We start from the raw sequence: 17,835 nt of genomic DNA, 5'->3' as shown, positions 1-17,835 counted from the left end.
AGCTGTCAAGGCTTGGCGCGCTGCGGTCATCGTTTACATTACCAGATATGCACGCGCTCTTCGGGCGGCAGGTAGAGCCTGTCGCCGGGCTTGATGGCGAAGGCCTTGTACCATGGGTCAAAGTTGGGCAGCACCGCGTTGACCCGCGCCATCGCCAGCGAATGCGGGTCGGTCTTGAGCAATTGGCGGCCAAAGGCTTCGCGCAGTTTCCAGCGGTGTGCCTGCGCATAAGCGAGGAAGAAGCGCTGGTCCCCGGTCAGCCCGTCGATCACTTTGGCAGGCTTGCCGTGAAGCGAGAGGTGATAGGCCTCATACGCCATCGACAGTCCGCCGAGATCGCCGATGTTTTCGCCCAGCGTCAGCTTGCCGTTGTGGCAGGTCTTGCCCTCGTCATACGGGCATTGCCGGTCGTATTGCGCGACCAGCCTGGCGGTCAGCGTCTCGAACGTCTGACGATCGGTTTGCGTCCACCAGTTGCGCAGGCGGCCGGTGCCGTCGTAGCGCGATCCCTGATCGTCGAAGCCATGGCCGATCTCGTGGCCGATCGTCGCGCCGACTGCGCCGTAATTGACCGCATCGTCGGCTTTGGGATTGAAAAACGGCGGTTGCAGATAGGCAGCGGGGAACACGATCTCGTTCGAGGTCGGATTGTAATAGGCATTAACCGTCTGCGGCGTCATCAGCCACCTGGTCCTGTCGACGCCTGCCGCCAGTTCGCGCAAGCGATCCTGCCAGCGCCAGCGTTCGGCAGCGATCGCATTGGCCAGCGGCGCGTCGGGCCGGATGACGAGCCCGTCATAGGTCTTGAACGTTTCGGGATAGCCGATTTTCACGCCGAACTGGTCGAGCTTGGTTCGTGCCGCTGCGCGCGTTTCCGGGGTCATCCAGGCGAGATCTTTCAGATTGGCCGCCATCGCCGCGCGCAAGTTGGCCACGAGCTTTTCCATTGCCGCCTTGCTCGACGGCGGAAAATTGCGCGCGACATAGATCTTGCCGATTGCTTCGCCCATCTGGCCTTCGACCGTGCCGACCGCGCGTTGCCAGCGCGGGCGCTGCTGTTCCTGGCCCGACAGCGCCTTGCCGTAAAAGGCGAAAGCGGCGTCGTCGATGTCCGAGGGCAGGACAGCGGCGTGCGCGATCAGGAAGTGCGCCGCCATCCATGCCCGGATCGTCGCCGGATCGGTCGTGCCGAGCAGTTTCGCCAGCGCGGGCATCCCCCCGCCGAGCCTGGCCAGATCCGCCGCAGACACGTCGAGCGCAGCCGCATGGGCCGCATCGGGCGGTACTTCGCTGACGATCAGAAACGCCACTTTGCCCAGCGCGCTGCCCTCGACCAGCGGCGCCAGCGGGAAATCCGATCCCCAGCTTTCGAACGTTGCGACCGGCACCACATTGGTAGTCAGCAGCGGGTTGCGCGACAGACCCCGGTCCCAACTGACGAGCGCGATCTGATGCTCGAATTCATAGACGCGCTCGGCCGTGGCCGCCGCATCGGCATAGCCCGCCTTGCCGAGCAGGAATGCCAGCATGGCCTTGTATTTCGTGCGCAAGTCGATGTTGCGCACGGTATCGCCGAGGTAATAGTCGCGATCGGGCAAGCCGAGCCGGCTGATCGAGGCAAATGCCGCATTGGCAGTCGGGGCGTTGGGATCGATGTCGACGTCAAGGCCGATCGGCGAGGGCATGCCCGGCTCGCCCATCAGCGCGGCGAGCTGCGCGCGGGTCGTGGCGGCGCGGATGCGATCGAGAAAGGGCTGCGCCGGCGCCATGCCGGCAGCGTCGATCGCGGGCCGGTCGAGAAACGCGCGATAGCTGTCGGCCAGGCGCTGTTCGATGCTGCCGTCCGGGTGCGGCACGGCGGCCAGATCTTCGATGATCGCGCGGACCGCGTGTTCCGAGCCGACGCGCAGCGCGAGCACATTGCCGCTATAGACATAGCGATCGGGGATGACTTCGGCGTGCGCCCACTTGCCGTTGACATAGGCAAAGAAATCGTCGCCCGGGCGCGCGCTGCGATCGATGTCGGCAGTGTTTACGCCCCAGCCGCCAAACGTGGGCAACGGATAGTCTGCGCCTTCGGCATCGGTCGCCGTCGCGGGGGTCGCGGCCATCAGCGTGATCGGCGCTGCGGCGCAGAGCAGGGCGGAGAGAGCGGCAAGCGGGCGGTAAGGGATCTTGGGCATGCGCCGGGGCAATCTCGCGAAAGACGGGGGAAACTGGTTTCACCCGGTATCAAGCGGTCGAGCCCTCGGCAATTGTCCCGTAGACTTATTCGTCGAGAAGCGTCGCCGCGCCATCGAACTGCAGGCGCGCCAGCCGGGCATAGAGCCCGCCCTCGGCGGTGAGCGAGGCATGGGTGCCCTGTTCGACGATGCGCCCTTGCTCCATCACGATGATGCGGTCGGCCTGGCGCACGGTGGCCAGGCGATGGGCGATGACCAATGTCGTGCGCGATTGCATCAGCCGGTCGAGCGCATCCTGAACCAGCCGTTCGCTTTCGGCGTCGAGCGCACTGGTCGCTTCGTCGAGCAGCAGGATCGGCGCGTCGCGCAACAGTGCGCGGGCAATGGCAATGCGCTGACGCTGCCCGCCGGACAGGCGCGTACCGTCTTCGCCCAGGAACGTGTCGAGCCCTTCGGGCAAGGCCCTGAGAAAGTCTTCGGCATTGGCCGCGCGCGCGGCGGTCCAGATTTCCTCGTCGCTGGCGCCCGGCTTGCCATAGCGCAAATTGTCGCGCGCACTGCATGCAAACAGCACGCCTTCCTGCGGCACCAGCGCCATGCGCGCGCGCACTTGCGCGGGATCAGCCTCGCGCAAGGGGACGCCGTCGATGCGCAGCATGCCGGCCTGCGGATCGTAGAACCGCTCTGCCAGCAGGAACAGTGTCGACTTGCCCGCGCCCGAAGGGCCGACGATCGCCACGGTTTCGCCCGGTTCGACCGACAGCGAAAAATCGCTCAGCGCGGCGACTTCGGGACGGCTGGGATAGCGGAACGACACATTCTGAAAGGCGATCTGCCCGCGCGGCGGCCAAGGCATCGCGATCGGGCGTGCAGGGGCCGCGATCTCGGGGCTGACGTGCAGGAGCTCGCTCAGCCGCTCGGCGGCGCCCGCGCCGCGCACGAGATCGCCATAGACTTCGGTCAGCGCCTGAAACGATCCGGCGACCAGCCCGCCGGTCACCACGAAGGCGAGGATCGTGCCGCCGCTGATCTTCCCTGCGGCGGCGGCGAGCGCTGCCTGCCACATCAGCGCGGTAAGCCCCCCCAGAACCATGACGATGACCACGGCGGTCAGGACCGAACGGATCATGATCCGCAGGCGCGCCGTGGCAAACGTGCTTTCCACCGCTTCGCTGAACCGGCCCAGTTCGCGCTGTTCCTGACCGAACGCCTGCACCACTTTCATGGCGCCGAGCACTTCGGCAGCGCGCATGCCGACATTGGCGACGCGGTCCTGGCTCTTGCGCGAGGCGAGGCGCAGGCGCCTGCCGAATACCGTGATCGGCACGATCACCACCGGGATGCCGATCAGCAGTTCGGCGGTCAGCGCCGGGGACATGGCAAACAGATAGATGATCCCGCCCAGGGCCATGATCATGTTTCTGAGCGCGATCGAGACCGTCGTGCCCACCACTTGCTCGATGATCGCGGTGTCCGAGGTCAGGCGCGAGGAAATTTCCCGGGGGCTGTTTTCCTCAAAGTAGCTGGGCGGCATGCTGAGCAGGTTGGCCTGCACTTTCATGCGGATGTCGGCGACGACGCGTTCGCCCAGCCAGGATACCAGATAGAACCGCGTCGCCGTCCCCACGCCCAGCACCGCGACAACGCAGAACAGCACCTGAAACCAGTGGCTCAGCGTTGCAGCACCGGCGCCACGGGCGAAACTGTCGGTGATCATGCGCAGGCCATAGGGCACGGCGAGCGTCGACAGGGACGTGATCAGCAAGGCCGCGGCCGCCCCTGTGACTTTGGTGGGATAGACCAGCGCCTGTTCGAGGATCATGCGCAGCGGCCCCAGCGAACGCTTGCGCGCCTGCTCTGCAGCGGCGGCAGCGTCTGCGGAATCGGAAAGCGGGGTCGGCAATGTCGTTTGGGCGTCCATGGCGCACCGCCTAGAGCATTTTTGGGGGCAACGGTATGGGCCAAATCGGGGGGCACGGTTAAATTCGGGAAATGAAATCAGGTGCAATGTCCGTGCTGCATTGCACAAGGGGCGCTCTCGGGGCAAAGTGACCACAACGAAAGCGCATTGCCTTGGCGCGATGGCGCCGGAATCAGGATACCAATCGGGATACCAGTTGCATGTTGTACAAGGCTTATGAAATCCAGCGCTCGCTGCTCAATGCAGGCAGCGCCATGGCCGCGATGGCGGCCGATGTGCTCAATGATCCGCGCTATCCTTTTGCCGGGAATGCGGCGAGCCAGGCGATGGCTTCGGCGCTCGACGTCTTTGCCCATGCTGCCGCGCCGCGCGGAAAACCGGCGTTCGGCATCAAGACGGTGCAAGTCGACGGGAACGCCCACGCCGTGGTCGAAACCACCGTCGTTCACCGCCCGTTTGGCGATCTGAAGAAATTCACGCACGACGGCCTGCCCGAGGACGCGCCGCGCCTGTTGATCGTCGCGCCGATGAGCGGGCATTATGCCACGCTGTTGCGCGGCACGGTCGAACGCATGCTCGAACGTCATGTCGTCTATATCACCGACTGGGCCGACGCGAAGCTGGTGCCGGTCGCGGAAGGCCGCTTCGATCTTGACGACTATATCGACTACCTGATCGGCTTTCTCGAATATGTCGGCCCCGGCGCGCACATGATGGCGGTGTGCCAGCCGTCGGTCCCCGCGTTTGCCGCGACGGCGGTCATGGCCAAGGCCGGCCATCCCTGCCGCCCGGTCACGCTGACGATGATGGGCGGGCCGATCGACACGCGCGAAAGCCCGACTGCGGTCAACGATCATGCCATCACCAAGTCCTATGTCTGGTTCAAGCACAACGTCATCACCGACGTGCCGGTCAATTATCCCGGCGCCGGGCGCAAGGTCTATCCGGGCTTTGTCCAGCTTGCCTCGTTCATGTCGATGAATCTGGGCAGCCACATGATGAGCCACTATGGGCTGTTCAAGCACATGGTCCAGGGCGATGGCGAAAGCGCCGATGCGACCAAGAAGTTCTATGACGAATATCGCTCGGTCTGCGACATGGCTGCCGAATTCTATCTGCAGACGGTCGACGTGGTGTTCCAGACTCACGCGCTGCCCAAGGGCGAATTGGTCCATCGCGGCCATGTCGTCGATCTTGGCGCGATCACCGATACGGCTATCTTGTGCATCGAGGGCGAACGCGACGACATTTCCGGAATCGGCCAGACCCGCGCCGCGCTGAAAGTGACGCCCGGCGTGCCCGAGGCGCTCAAGAAATATCACCTCGCGCCCGAAGTCGGCCATTACGGCATTTTCAACGGCACGCGCTGGCGCTCTTCGATCGCGCCGGTGGTGGACGAATGGATCGCCCGCCACGACCGCCGCGGGCAGGGCAGCAAACTGACCGCCGTCGCCTGAATTTCCGCCCCGAACCGGGGCGGAAATCAAAGTGTCAGACGAAAAACTGGGTGATCCATTCGCAGATCAGGGCGGGCTTGGGCTCGCCTTCGATCTCGATGGTGATCTCCATCGTCTGCTGCCACTGGCCGGGGCGCTTTTCGTCAATTTCGAGCAGCTTGAAATGGCCGCGAATGCGCTTGCCCGAGCGGACGGGCGACAGAAAGCGGGTCTTGTTGCCGCCATAGTTGACGCCCATCTTGATCCCGGCGGGGCGGGGAATATCGCTTTCCTGCGTCAGCAGCGGGATCAGCGACAGGGTCAGGAAGCCATGCGCGATCGTGCCGCCAAACGGAGTCTTGGCGGCGGCTTCGGGATCGATGTGGATGAATTGGAAATCGCCGGTCGCTTGCGCAAACTGGTTGATCCGTTCCTGGCTCACTTCGACCCATGCGGATGAGCCGATGACCTGGCCGACCAGATCCTTCATGGCATGGGCGTCGATAAATTTGGGCATGCTCGTCCCTTTGGCTTTGTCGTTGCGGCGCCCGTCATGCCGCCTCGTTTCCGATCGCGCAACCGCGATTTTAATCACCTGATTAAGCGGGGCGGAGCGGTCTCGGCAGGGGCGCTGTCATCACCGAGCAAGGGTCCGGCAGTCGGCGGATGGCGCAGGGCGATTTCCGGCTCGGGGGTTGCGCTGCGAGACGGGGGGCGGATCAGGGGGCGGCGGATCAGGGGGCGGCGGATCAGCCGTTCGATCCGGCGCGCTTCGGCAGCGGCCTCGTCGAGGCGCCCGACATACGCGGCAAGCCCGCATTGCAATCCGACCAACATATAGCAGAACGGCTGAAACGCGATGCCGACAAAGCTGCCGCCGACCAGATAGACGATCTGCGCCTGTTGCAAGGCATCGGCCAGGGGGCTGATCCACGCTTTGTCGTCCGGGGGGGCAGCATCGGGCGCACTCCCGGACTTTTCAGGCGCAGCGTTTCGATAGCGGCGGCGGATTCGCTCCATCTGGAAGACGCCGAGGATGTGCAGCAGCAGCCACAGGGCAAGTCCCGGATAGCCCTGTTCGCCAAGCATTTCGAAATAACTGGAATGATAGGCGCGGGCATGTTCGAGGACATGCTCGGTGCCGATCGGCGTGTTCTTGCCGTCGGTCGAGGTGACCACTTTGTCATAGCTGACGGTGTCCTGGCGAAACGCGTCGAAGCCGCCGCCGAACGGGTGCGTCTTGGCAAATTCCCAGGTCCATTGCCACACCGCGACACGCGTGCTGGCGGACTGGTCGGACTGATGGTTGCCGATCGTGCTCATCCGCTCGGTAAAGCTGGCCGGCAGCAGGGGCAGTGCGATCGCCGCGCCAAGCCCGATCAGCGCGAGATAGAGAAGGCGCCGCTTCGTGCTGCGCAGTTTCAACAGGCCGAGCACCGCGACACAGATCAGCCCGGTGCGCGCCTGTGTGCCGATCGGCATGAGAATCGCCGAAAACGCGACGCCGATGGCAAACAGTCGGACCAGCCAGCTCGGGCGGAATATCGTGCCGTAAGAGGCCAGCCAGAAGGCCAGCGGGATGATGCAGATCGCCACGGTCGAAATGATCGAGCCTTCGTAAAGCCCCGTGTTGTCGTCGACGAGCAGCTTCAATTCGCCATAGCCACCCCCGCCGGTCAGCGTCTTGAGCGCCCCGTCGATAGTGATGACGCTGACGCCCAGCACCATGATCAGCGCCAGCGCCTCGATTCGCAATCGCGTGCGCAGGGTCAGCGGCAGGAACGTGGCAAAGACCAGCGCTTTCCACACCCAGTCCCATTTCGCTGCCGCTTGCTCCGGGAAATCGGCGTCCAGCGTGGTCAGCCCGCAATAGACCAGCAGCGCGAGCATCAGCCCCTGGCGCGACGACAGGCGGATGCCGCTCTTGTCTTCGCGCGCGGCCCACATCACCACGGCCAGGACAAAGGCGACCAGCGAGATCGACAGCGATCCCAGCGGACCCCAGCCGATCTTCTGCGGGGAAACGATGTCGATATAGGCATAAGCCAGCACGAGCAGGAACGGTCGGGCAAAGCCGGCCATGAAAAATGCCAGCACAAAGGCGGTCAGCGCAAGATTGGTCACGGCTGCCGCCCCCGCTCCGACGGCCTTTGGGCCTGTGAAGGATCGCGGGGCTGGGCAGGATCACGCGGCTGGGCAGGATCGCGCGGCAGGGCCGGATCGTCATCGAGATCCGGGCGGCTCACCAATCGCCACACGGCGATCGCCATGACAAAGTGCGGAACGGCGAGGGCAAACAGATCGATCATGGGCGCTCGATGAAAATCCCCGGTTTCGCTGTGTCCTGTCTGGGCCCTGTCGGGTTGATAGCGCGTTAAGGCTTGCTGTGCCATGTTTGCGCCATGACCCGCTTTCCGCACAAGACGCGTATCCTGCATGTTCTCGATCACGCTTTGCCGTTGCAAAGCGGCTATACCTTTCGCACGCGCGCGATTCTGAAAAGCCAGGAGGCGCTGGGGCTTGATGTCCGCGCGGTCACCGGGTTGCGCCACTATGCCGCGCCGGTCGAAGGCGCCGTCGACGCCGATGGCGCGGAAGTGATCGACGGGCTCCATTTCTGGCGCACCTCCGGCAGCGCGCAGGGCGCGCCGGGCCTGCGCGAATGGCGCGAGGTGCGCGCGTTGACCGATCGCATTGTCGAAGTGGCGCAATTCTGGCGGCCCGATGTGCTTCATGCGCATAGCCCGGCCCTGTGCGGCATGGCCGCATTGCGCGCGGCGCGGCGACTGGGTGTGCCGCTGGTCTATGAAATTCGCGCCTTCTGGGAAGATGCGGCCGTCGGCAACGGCACCGGCAGCGACCGGTCGTGGCGCCATTGGTTGACGCGTCAGCTTGAAAACCGGGTGGTCACAGGGGCCGACGCCGTGGTCACGATCTGCTCGGGATTGCGGGATGATCTGATCGCGCGCGGATTTTCCGCCGATCGTATCAGCATCATGCCCAATGGGGTCGACCTTGCCCTGTTTGGCACGCCGTTGGCGCGCGATGCGGCGCTGGCCGACGAATTGGGGCTGGGGACGGGGCCCGTGATCGGATTCCTCGGCAGTTTTTACCCTTATGAAGGGCTCGATGACCTGATTGCGGCGATGCCGGCGATCGTTGCCGTGCATCCCGATGCGCGGCTTCTGCTGGTTGGCGGCGGGCCGGCGGAGAGTGCCTTGCGGGCGCAGGCGGCGGCATCGTCGGCGGCCGATGCCATCCGCTTTGTCGGCCGGGTGCCGCATCACGAGGTCGATCGCTATTACGCGCTGGCCGATGTCGTGTGCTATCCGCGCAAGGCGATGCGGCTGACCGATCTGGTCACCCCGCTCAAGCCGCTCGAAGCCATGGCGCAGGGCAAGCTCGTCGCGGCCAGCAGCGTCGGCGGGCATCGCGAGCTGATCGAGGACGGTGTGACGGGCGCGTTGTTTGCCCCGGATGATCCGGCGGCGCTGGCCGAAGCGATGAACCGCCTGCTTGCCGAACGCGACGGATGGGACGAGCGGCGGGGTGTGGCCCGCGCCTTTGTCGAGCGGGCGCATGACTGGGGTTGCAACGTGCGGCGTTATCTTCCCGTTTACCAAGCGGTGCTAGCCATCGAGAGTGATAGTAAGGGTGATTCTGGTCCGTTAGCCGCCTGAAGCCGCGCGAATTGCGGGCCGGGGCGAAGACCGGATGAGAACCAGCAGGGACGAAGAGCAATATCGTGACCAGACCAGCCCGCACGCAGCCTTTTCCGCAGCCGTCATCGCGCCGGACCCCGTCGCAGGCGAGCATTGCCGGTCATCGCCTGTTTCCGGCCGTTTGCGCGCTTTGGTTTGCCGCGCTGTTCGGGCTGGGCAGCATGGCGGCGAGCGCCGATGCGCTGGCAGTGCTGGTTGTCCATTTGCATCTGCCCGCGATTCTTGCCGCGGCAGCCCCGCCACTCGGGCAGACCGGGCGCTTGCTGATTGCGCTGGGGCTGGCCGGGCTGGGCGGTGGGCTCGGTCTGCTGATCGGCCTGATGCTCCATGCGCGCGCGCCGCTGTCCGGTGGAAAGGCGATTCGGGCAAAATCCGGCGCAAGGTCATCTGCGGCCATGCCGGATGACGGCGGAATTGCCGGAAAGGCCGCAGAGGCCTCGCCGTCTCAGCCATCCGGGGCCCAGGCCATGCGCGTGCGCAATCGCGATGCGCATCCCGACGCGCCGCCGCGCCGACCGCTGGTGGTGACCGAAGACGTGCTGCCTTATGCGGTGCCCGAGGTCGCTCGCTCGATTGTTGCGCCGCCGGCCTGGATCGCGGCGGAACTGTCGCAAGACGCGCCGGACCAGGACGCGCCGGACCAGGACGCGCCGGACCAGGATGGGCCGGACAATACCGGTCCGGACAAGATTGACGCCGACCACGACGATGCGGATGCGCCGCTCGGCGCATTTGTTCCGCCCGTTTCCACCCCGATCGATCACGCGGACAATCTGCCGCCATTTCTGGCTGCAGCCTTGGCCGCGACGCGTTCCGCCGCAGCGCCAGCACCGCTGTCGCCGGTCGATCCGATCATCCTCCCGGTAGAGCCTGTCGCTCCGACCCCCGATCCGCTTTGCGCCGACATCGATGCGGATGCGGCGGATAAGGCGGATGCCGTCGACGCTGCTCCCCATGCGCAATCTGACGGGCATGCCGCAACGGCCCCGCTTCCTCTGGCCAGCCAGGCCGCTGCGGCGCCGCAAGCGCCGATTGCCGAAGTCCCGCTCGCCAGCCTCGGTCTGGTGCAACTGATCGAGCGGCTGGCGCTGGCGATTGCCGCGCGTCAGGCTCGTCAGACGGTGCCGGTCGCAGCCGTTTCCGGCTCCGCCCCGGTGGCGCCTGCCGCCGATGCTGTCGACCCGCGCATGCCGCTGCATCGCTTCGACCCGTTGACCATGGACCCCACCGGCCCCCTGCTTCGTGCCAAGCCTGCGCGGCTGGGTCGTATCGGGGACAGTGCGCCCGAGGCCGACGCCGAGACGCCGCCCGCTGGCGGGGCGCCTTTGGCCGATGCAGGCGTTTATCTGCACGATCCGCTTGGCGATGCCGGTCTGGCTGCGCACACTTGGGCCGAGGCCGACGACGAAGACCTGCCGCCTCCGTCTCTGGCCCGCTTTCTGGGCGGGTCGGTCGGTCGGCACGTCGTCGATGCGGAATCGTTCGATCCGATGCCGGTCGAGGCCTTTGATGGGGATACTGGCGATGGGGATACTGGCGACAGCGATCCTGCCGACGAACCCGAAGATGGTGAAACCGGGGCCGCCGAAGCGCGCTATTCCTCGCTCGTCACCATGGCGATGCCGCGCCCCGAACTGGTTGCCGTCGCTCCGGTGCGCGGCCATGGCGATCGCGACGGAGCGCATGAAGACGGCCCGGTGGTTCCCTTTCCGGTCCCGCCGACGCGCCTGCCCGGCACCGAGGCCCGGTCGATTGCGGACGGCGCGGAATCACCGTCCGAATCGAAGCCGACCGATCGCGATCAGGCGGATCGCGCGCTGCGTGATGCCCTGGCAACCTTGCGCCGGATGAGCGCGCAGCGCTGAAAGCCTGATCCTTCCGGCAAAAGCCTTTGCCGGAAGGCTGGGCGCCTTGCCCCGGCGGTATTCACGCCACACCTTGGGGCAAACTGCATGCCTGCCTTTGTTCGTTGATCGGACAGCGCGCAGACGCGGTTGCAAAATAACATTCATGCAGTCATGGGGAAACTTCGCGCAACTTTCGTTGCCTCTCGGGCAAAGTGATTCGCGCGAATGACCGACCTCTGGTTTCAGGAATGTAGGGAAGATGGGTTTTCCGCCGGTTCAGGGCCTTTATGATCCGCGTAACGAGCACGACGCCTGTGGTGTGGGCTTCATTGCCCAGATTTCGGGGCAGAAGAGCCACGCGATTATTAAACAGGCGCTGGAAATCCTGCGAAATCTCGACCACCGCGGGGCGGTGGGCGCCGATCCTTTGCTCGGCGACGGCGCGGGCATTCTGATTCAACTGCCCGATGCGCTGTTCCGCAAGTGGGCGCAATCGGAGGGCAAGGCGCTGCCGCAGGCGGGCGATTATGCCGTCGCGATGTGTTTCATGCCGCAGGATGAACCCAGCCGCAGCTTCATCACCGAATTTTTCGAAAAGTTCATTGCCAAGGAAGGGCAGGAACTGATCGGCTGGCGCGATGTGCCGACCACGATCGACGGGCTCGGCGCGGCGGTGATCGCCGAAATGCCGGTGATCCGTCAGTGCTTCATCAAGCGCGGCGAAGGCACGCCCGATCAGGACGCGTTTGAGCGCAAGCTGCTGGCGATCCGCAAGCAGACCCAGAATCCGCTCAAGGCGCTGGCCGAAAAGCACGGCCTGCCGGGCATCAGCCAGCTTTATATGCCGAGCTTTTCGTCGCGCACGATTGTCTACAAGGGGCTGTTGCTGGCAACGCAAGTCGGCAGCTTTTACGACGATTTGCGCAATCCCGACTGCGTCTCGGCGCTGGGCCTCGTGCACCAGCGCTTTTCGACGAACACGTTCCCCAGCTGGAAGCTGGCGCACCCCTATCGCTTTGTCGCGCACAACGGCGAAATCAATACCGTGCGCGGCAACGTCAACTGGATGAATGCGCGTCGGCGCACGATGGAATCCGAACTGCTCGGCCCCGATCTCGACAAGATGTGGCCGTTGATCCCGCATGGCCAGTCCGACACGGCCAGCCTCGACAACGCGCTCGAACTGCTGGTGGCGGGCGGATACAGCCTGGCCCACGCGGTGATGATGCTGATCCCCGAGGCATGGGCGGGCAATCCGCTGATGGATGCCCGGCGGCGCGCGTTCTATGAATATCACGCGGCGCTGATGGAGCCGTGGGATGGCCCGGCGGCGGTCGCCTTTACCGACGGACGCCAGATCGGCGCCACGCTCGATCGCAACGGCCTTCGCCCCGCGCGCTTTTCGATCACCCGCGACGGGCTTATCTGCATGGCCTCGGAAAGCGGCGTTCTGCCGTTTCGCGAAGAGGACATCGTGCGCAAGTGGCGGTTGCAGCCCGGGCGCATGCTGCTGATCGACCTCGAAAAGGGGCGGATCGTCGAAGACGAGGAAATCAAGGCCGAACTCGCCGGTGCCGAGCCTTATGAAGAATGGCTCGCCGCCGCGCAGTACAAGCTGAAAGAGCTTGAACTGGTCGAGCCCGAGCACGGGCCCGCTCCGGTCGAGACCATCGCCCTGCTCGATCGCCAGCAGGCGTTTGGCTATACGCAGGAAGACATCTCCCGCTTTCTCGAGCCGATGGCGATCGTCGGCGAAGATCCGCTTGGCTCGATGGGCACCGACACGCCGATTGCGGTGCTGTCGAGCCGGTCGCGTCTGCTCTACGACTATTTCAAGCAGAATTTTGCCCAGGTCACCAACCCGCCGATCGACCCGATCCGCGAAGAGCTGGTGATGAGCCTCGTTTCGATGATCGGCCCGCGCCCGAATCTGCTCGGCCGCGTTGCCGGTGCGCACAAGCGGCTCGAAGTCGATCAGCCGATCCTGACCAATGACGAGATCACCAAGATCCGGTCGGTCGAAGCCACGCTCGACGGTGCATTTCGCACGGCGACGATCGACATGACCTGGGATGCCGTGTCCGGGGCTGCGGGCCTTGAACAGGCGCTCAAGGAAATGTGCTGGGCGGCGACCGAGGCGGTGCTGGCGGATCAGAACATCCTGATCCTGTCCGACCGTGCGCAGAATGCGCATCGCATCCCGATGCCGGCCTTGCTGGCGACGGCGGCGGTGCATCATCACCTCGTGCGGCAGGGTTTGCGCATGCAGACCGGGCTCGTCGTAGAAACCGGCGAAGCGCGCGAAGTGCACCATTTCTGCGCGCTCGCGGGCTATGGCGCAGAGGCGATCAACCCCTATATCGCGTTCGAAACGCTCGAAGAGATCCGGGTGGCAAAGGATCTGCCGCTGTCGGCCTATGATGTTCAAAAGAACTATATCAAGGCGATCGGCAAAGGCATTCTCAAGGTCATGTCCAAGATGGGCATCTCGACCTATCAGTCCTATTGCGGCGCGCAGATCTTCGATGCGGTCGGGCTGTCGAGCGATTTTGTCGAAAAGTATTTCACCGGCACAGCGACCTCGATCGAGGGCGTGGGCCTGCGCGAAATCGCGGAAGAGACCGTGCGTCGCCACGCGGCGGCCTATGGCGACAATCCGATCTATCGCAAAATGCTCGATGTCGGCGGCATCTATCAGTCGCGCCTGCGCGGCGAAGAACATGCCTGGACGGCGGGCAACATCGCCAGCCTGCAACACGCGGTGCGCGGCAACCTGCCCGACAAGTACCGCGAATTTGCGCAGACCATCAACGATCAGTCGGAACGGATGCTGACCATTCGCGGCCTGATCGAGCTCACGCCCGCCGACAAGCCGGTGCCGCTCGATGAAGTCGAACCGGCGGTCGACATCGTCAAGCGTTTCGCCACCGGCGCGATGAGCTTTGGCTCGATCAGCCGCGAGGCGCATACCACGCTGGCCATCGCGATGAACCGCATCGGCGGCAAGTCGAACACCGGCGAGGGCGGGGAAGAGCCCGATCGTTTCAAGCCGCTGGCCAATGGCGATTCGATGCGTTCGGCGATCAAGCAGGTGGCCTCGGGCCGCTTTGGCGTCACCGCCGAATATCTGGTCAACGCCGACGACATCCAGATCAAGATGGCCCAAGGCGCCAAGCCCGGCGAAGGCGGCCAGTTGCCCGGCGACAAAGTCGACAAGGTGATCGGTCGCACGCGCCATTCGACCCCCGGCGTGGGCCTGATCAGCCCGCCGCCGCATCACGACATCTATTCGATCGAAGACCTCGCGCAGTTGATTCACGATCTCAAGAACGTGAACACCCGCGCGCGGATCTCGGTCAAGCTGGTGTCGGAAATCGGCGTCGGTACGGTCGCTGCGGGCGTGTCGAAGGCGCGCGCCGACCATGTCACGATTTCTGGCTATGAAGGCGGCACCGGCGCTTCGCCGCTGACCAGTCTGACCCATGCCGGGTCGCCCTGGGAAATCGGCCTGGCCGAAACGCAACAGACGCTGCTGCTCAACAATCTGCGCAGCCGCATCGCGGTCCAGGCCGACGGCGGGTTGCGCACCGGGCGCGACGTGGCGGTGGCCGCGCTGCTCGGCGCGGACGAATTCGGCTTTGCCACGGCGCCGCTGATCGCGTCGGGCTGCATCATGATGCGCAAGTGCCATCTCAACACCTGCCCGGTGGGTGTGGCGACGCAAGACCCGGTCTTGCGCGCGCGCTTTACCGGCAAGCCCGAGCATGTGATCAACTACTTCTTCTTCGTTGCCGAAGAACTGCGCGAAATCATGGCCGCGATGGGCTTCCGCTCGATTGCGGAGATGGTTGGCCGGGTCGATCGGCTCGACGCGAAAAAGGCGATCCATCACTGGAAGGCGCAAGGGGTCGATTTGTCGCGCCTCCTGCATCAGGTCGATCCGGTTCCCGGCACGACGCTGGGCTGGAGCCAGACACAGGACCACGGGCTCGAGGCGGCGCTCGACAACGACCTGATCGCGGCGGCGCGTCCGGCGCTCGATCATGGCACGGCGGTGCGCATCGAACGCAACGTGATCAACGTCAACCGTACGGTCGGCGCGATGCTGTCGGGCGAAGTGGCGCTGCGCCATGGCCATGCCGGGCTGCCCGACAATACCATCCATATCGCGTTTCGCGGTGTGGCGGGCCAATCGTTCGGCGCCTTCCTGGCGCATGGCGTGACGCTCGATCTGGTCGGCGATGGCAACGATTATGTCGGCAAGGGGCTGTCGGGCGGGCGGGTCATCGTGCGCCAGCCCTCGCATGTTGCGCGCGATGCGACCGACAACATCATTGTCGGCAACACCGTGCTTTATGGCGCGATCGCGGGCGAAGCCTATTTCAACGGGGTCGCGGGCGAGCGGTTTGCCGTGCGCAATTCGGGCGCGATCGCGGTGGTCGAAGGCACCGGCGATCATGGCTGCGAATACATGACCGGCGGCGTGGTCGTCGTGCTGGGCAAGACCGGGCGCAACTTTGCCGCCGGGATGTCGGGCGGGCTGGCCTATGTCTATGACCGCGACGGCCTGTTCCCGCGCCTCGTCAACCCGGCGATGGTCGATCTCTCGCCCATTTCGCCCGAGCGCGATGAAGACGAGGGGACGGGGCGCCCGCAGCAGCGCGCGATCGACATTCATGACTATGGCATGGGTGACATGCTGCGCCATGATGCCGAGCGTCTGCGTATCCTGATCGAGCGGCATCTGCTTCACACCGGCAGCCAGCGCGCCCGCGCGATCCTTGACAACTGGGCCGAGGAATTGCCCCGTTTCGTCAAGGTCATGCCGCGCGACTATGCCCGTGCGCTGCGTATGCTTGAGGCCGAGCGCCTCGCCGCCGCCCAAGACGCGGCCGAATAAGGAATTAGGACAATGGGTAAGCCCACCGGTTTTCTCGAAACCGATCGCCATGACCGCGGCTATGATGCGCCTGCGGAGCGTTTGAAGCACTATCGCGAATTCATCGTGCCCCACGATGATGCGACACTGCGCGGCCAGGCGGCGCGCTGCATGAACTGCGGCATTCCGTATTGTCACAACGGTTGCCCGGTGAACAACCAGATCCCGGACTGGAACCATCTGGTCTATGAAGCGGACTGGCGCGACGCGCTCGACAATCTGCATTCGACCAACAATTTCCCCGAATTCACCGGGCGCATCTGTCCCGCCCCGTGCGAGGCGGCCTGCACGCTCAACATTGTCGACCAGCCGGTGACGATCAAGTCGATCGAATGCGCGATCGTCGACAAGGGCTGGCGCGAAGGCTGGATCGAGCCGCAAGTTCCGGCGAAAAAGTCGGGCCGGTCGGTCGCGGTGGTCGGCTCGGGCCCCGCCGGGCTTGCTTGCGCGCAGCAACTGGCGCGTGCGGGCCATTCGGTGACGGTGTTTGAAAAGTCGGATCGGGTCGGCGGGCTGTTGCGGTATGGCATTCCCGACTTCAAGATGGAAAAGCATCTGATCAACCGGCGCATGGTGCAGATGATGGCCGAAGGGGTCGAATTCCGCACTTCGGTCGAAGTCGGCGTGACGGTGTCGATGGCCTCGTTGCGCGAAAATTTCGATGTCGTGGTCATGGCCGGTGGCTCGGAAGATCCGCGCCCGCTGCTGATCCCCGGCTTCGAACTGCCCGGCGTGCGCTTTGCCATGGAATTCCTGACGCAACAGAACAAGCGCAACGCCGGCGACGATGAAATCCGCGCCGCGCCGCGCGGTTCGCTGCTCGCCACGGGCAAGCATGTCGTGGTGGTCGGCGGCGGGGACACCGGCTCGGACTGTGTCGGCACCTCGAACCGTCAGGGCGCGCTGTCAGTGACGCAGCTCGAAATCATGCCGCGTCCGCCCGAAAAGGAAGACAAGGCGCTGACCTGGCCCGACTGGCCGCTGAAGCTGCGCACGTCGAGCAGCCATGAAGAAGGCGTGGAGCGCGAATTCGCGGTCTTGACCAAGCGCGTGACCGGCGAAACCGAAGTGACCGGGCTCGAATGCGTGCGCGTCGAATGGGTCGGCGGCAAAATGCAGGAAGTGCCGGGCAGCGAATTCACGCTGAAAGCCGATCTGATCCTGCTCGCGATGGGCTTTGTCGGCCCGCGCAAACAGGGCCTGATCGAACAATCGGGCGTCGATCTCGACCCGCGCGGCAATGTCCGCGCGACGATGCAGGACTACAAGACCAGCGTCGAAAATGTCTTTTCCTGCGGCGACATGCGGCGCGGGCAAAGCCTGGTGGTCTGGGCCATCCGCGAAGGCCGCCAATGCGCCCGCGCCGTGGATGAGGCGCTGATGGGCGTGTCCGAATTGCCCCGGTAAACCGGCGTGAAATGCAGAAACGAAAAGGGGCGTCCGATGCGGGTGCCCCTTTTTTGCGATAGTGCCTCTTTCGAGCGGGCTATCGAAATGACTGCAATTGTGTGGAAGTGTCATAGCATCCTCAATCCTCGTCATTCCCGCGAAGGCGGGAATCCAGTTCTGTTGTTTCATGACTACGCAACTGTTGAGCCTGGATTCCCGCCTTCGCGGGAATGACGGGGGCGTGGCGACGTTCGGTCGAATCCTGCATCGGCCCCCGACGCGCGCGAAGGCCCCAATCGCGCTTTTTTTGTGGCGGTGGCGTGGCGGGGGTGTCGTTTCCTTGACTAGTCACGAACTTGTCATCTAGCGCGCAAGGATTCGTTTGACCGGGAGAATCC

10 protein-coding genes are annotated in these 17,835 nt (G+C 64.6%); 5 read left to right on the top strand and 5 right to left on the bottom strand.

Annotated features, from left to right (window positions below):
- Window positions 1-38 precede the first annotated feature (38 nt).
- A complete protein-coding gene (locus tag AQZ50_RS13225; RefSeq protein ID WP_067746940.1) occupies window positions 39-2,183 on the bottom strand; it encodes a M13 family metallopeptidase in 2,145 nt (714 codons plus the stop codon).
- An 85-nt stretch (window positions 2,184-2,268) separates the two neighbouring features.
- Window positions 2,269-4,104, bottom strand: a complete 1,836-nt coding sequence (locus AQZ50_RS13220; RefSeq protein WP_067746939.1) for an ABC transporter transmembrane domain-containing protein — start codon at window positions 4,102-4,104, stop codon at window positions 2,269-2,271.
- Between the two features lie 200 nt (window positions 4,105-4,304).
- Here AQZ50_RS13220 and AQZ50_RS13215 point away from each other — a divergent pair, with 200 nt between their 5' ends.
- Window positions 4,305-5,561, top strand: a complete 1,257-nt coding sequence (locus AQZ50_RS13215; RefSeq protein WP_067747040.1) for a polyhydroxyalkanoate depolymerase — start codon at window positions 4,305-4,307, stop codon at window positions 5,559-5,561.
- Window positions 5,562-5,595: 34 nt separating this feature from the next.
- Here the strand turns inward: AQZ50_RS13215 and AQZ50_RS13210 are convergent, their stop codons facing one another.
- The 3 genes from AQZ50_RS13210 to AQZ50_RS13200 form a co-directional block, all read right to left on the bottom strand.
- The gene (locus AQZ50_RS13210; protein ID WP_067747039.1) at window positions 5,596-6,057 is read right to left on the bottom strand and encodes a MaoC family dehydratase; all 462 of its coding nucleotides are present in this window, start codon (window positions 6,055-6,057) and stop codon (window positions 5,596-5,598) included.
- Between the two features lie 74 nt (window positions 6,058-6,131).
- Window positions 6,132-7,664 (bottom strand): putative O-glycosylation ligase, exosortase A system-associated, encoded by a 1,533-nt coding sequence (locus AQZ50_RS13205; protein WP_067746938.1) that lies wholly within the window; start codon window positions 7,662-7,664, stop codon window positions 6,132-6,134.
- Window positions 7,661-7,849: a hypothetical protein gene (locus tag AQZ50_RS13200; protein WP_067746937.1), complete on the bottom strand. Its 189-nt coding sequence runs from the start codon at window positions 7,847-7,849 to the stop codon at window positions 7,661-7,663. Before AQZ50_RS13200 ends, AQZ50_RS13205 begins: the two co-directional genes overlap by 4 nt.
- A 93-nt stretch (window positions 7,850-7,942) precedes the next feature.
- On the opposite strand from AQZ50_RS13200, the gene AQZ50_RS13195 reads away from it, so the two are divergent.
- The 4 genes from AQZ50_RS13195 to AQZ50_RS13180 all read left to right on the top strand — a co-directional run bounded on the left by AQZ50_RS13195 (window position 7,943) and on the right by AQZ50_RS13180 (window position 17,455).
- Window positions 7,943-9,220, top strand: a complete 1,278-nt coding sequence (locus AQZ50_RS13195; protein ID WP_067746936.1) for a TIGR04063 family PEP-CTERM/XrtA system glycosyltransferase — start codon at window positions 7,943-7,945, stop codon at window positions 9,218-9,220.
- Between the two features lie 65 nt (window positions 9,221-9,285).
- Entirely contained in the window at window positions 9,286-11,127 is a 1,842-nt protein-coding gene (locus AQZ50_RS13190; protein WP_067746935.1) for a hypothetical protein, read from the top strand.
- Window positions 11,128-11,368: 241 nt separating this feature from the next.
- A complete protein-coding gene (gene gltB / locus AQZ50_RS13185; protein WP_067746934.1) occupies window positions 11,369-16,009 on the top strand; it encodes a glutamate synthase large subunit in 4,641 nt (1,546 codons plus the stop codon).
- Between the two features lie 12 nt (window positions 16,010-16,021).
- Window positions 16,022-17,455: a glutamate synthase subunit beta gene (locus AQZ50_RS13180; protein ID WP_067746933.1), complete on the top strand. Its 1,434-nt coding sequence runs from the start codon at window positions 16,022-16,024 to the stop codon at window positions 17,453-17,455.
- The last annotated feature ends 380 nt before the right edge of the window (window positions 17,456-17,835 follow it).

This window comes from Novosphingobium sp. Fuku2-ISO-50, from assembly GCF_001519055.1.
Classification (GTDB): Bacteria; Pseudomonadota; Alphaproteobacteria; order Sphingomonadales; family Sphingomonadaceae; genus Novosphingobium.
The sequence above is the reverse complement of the archived record's forward strand: the minus strand, read 5'-3'. Positions and strand labels throughout refer to the sequence as shown.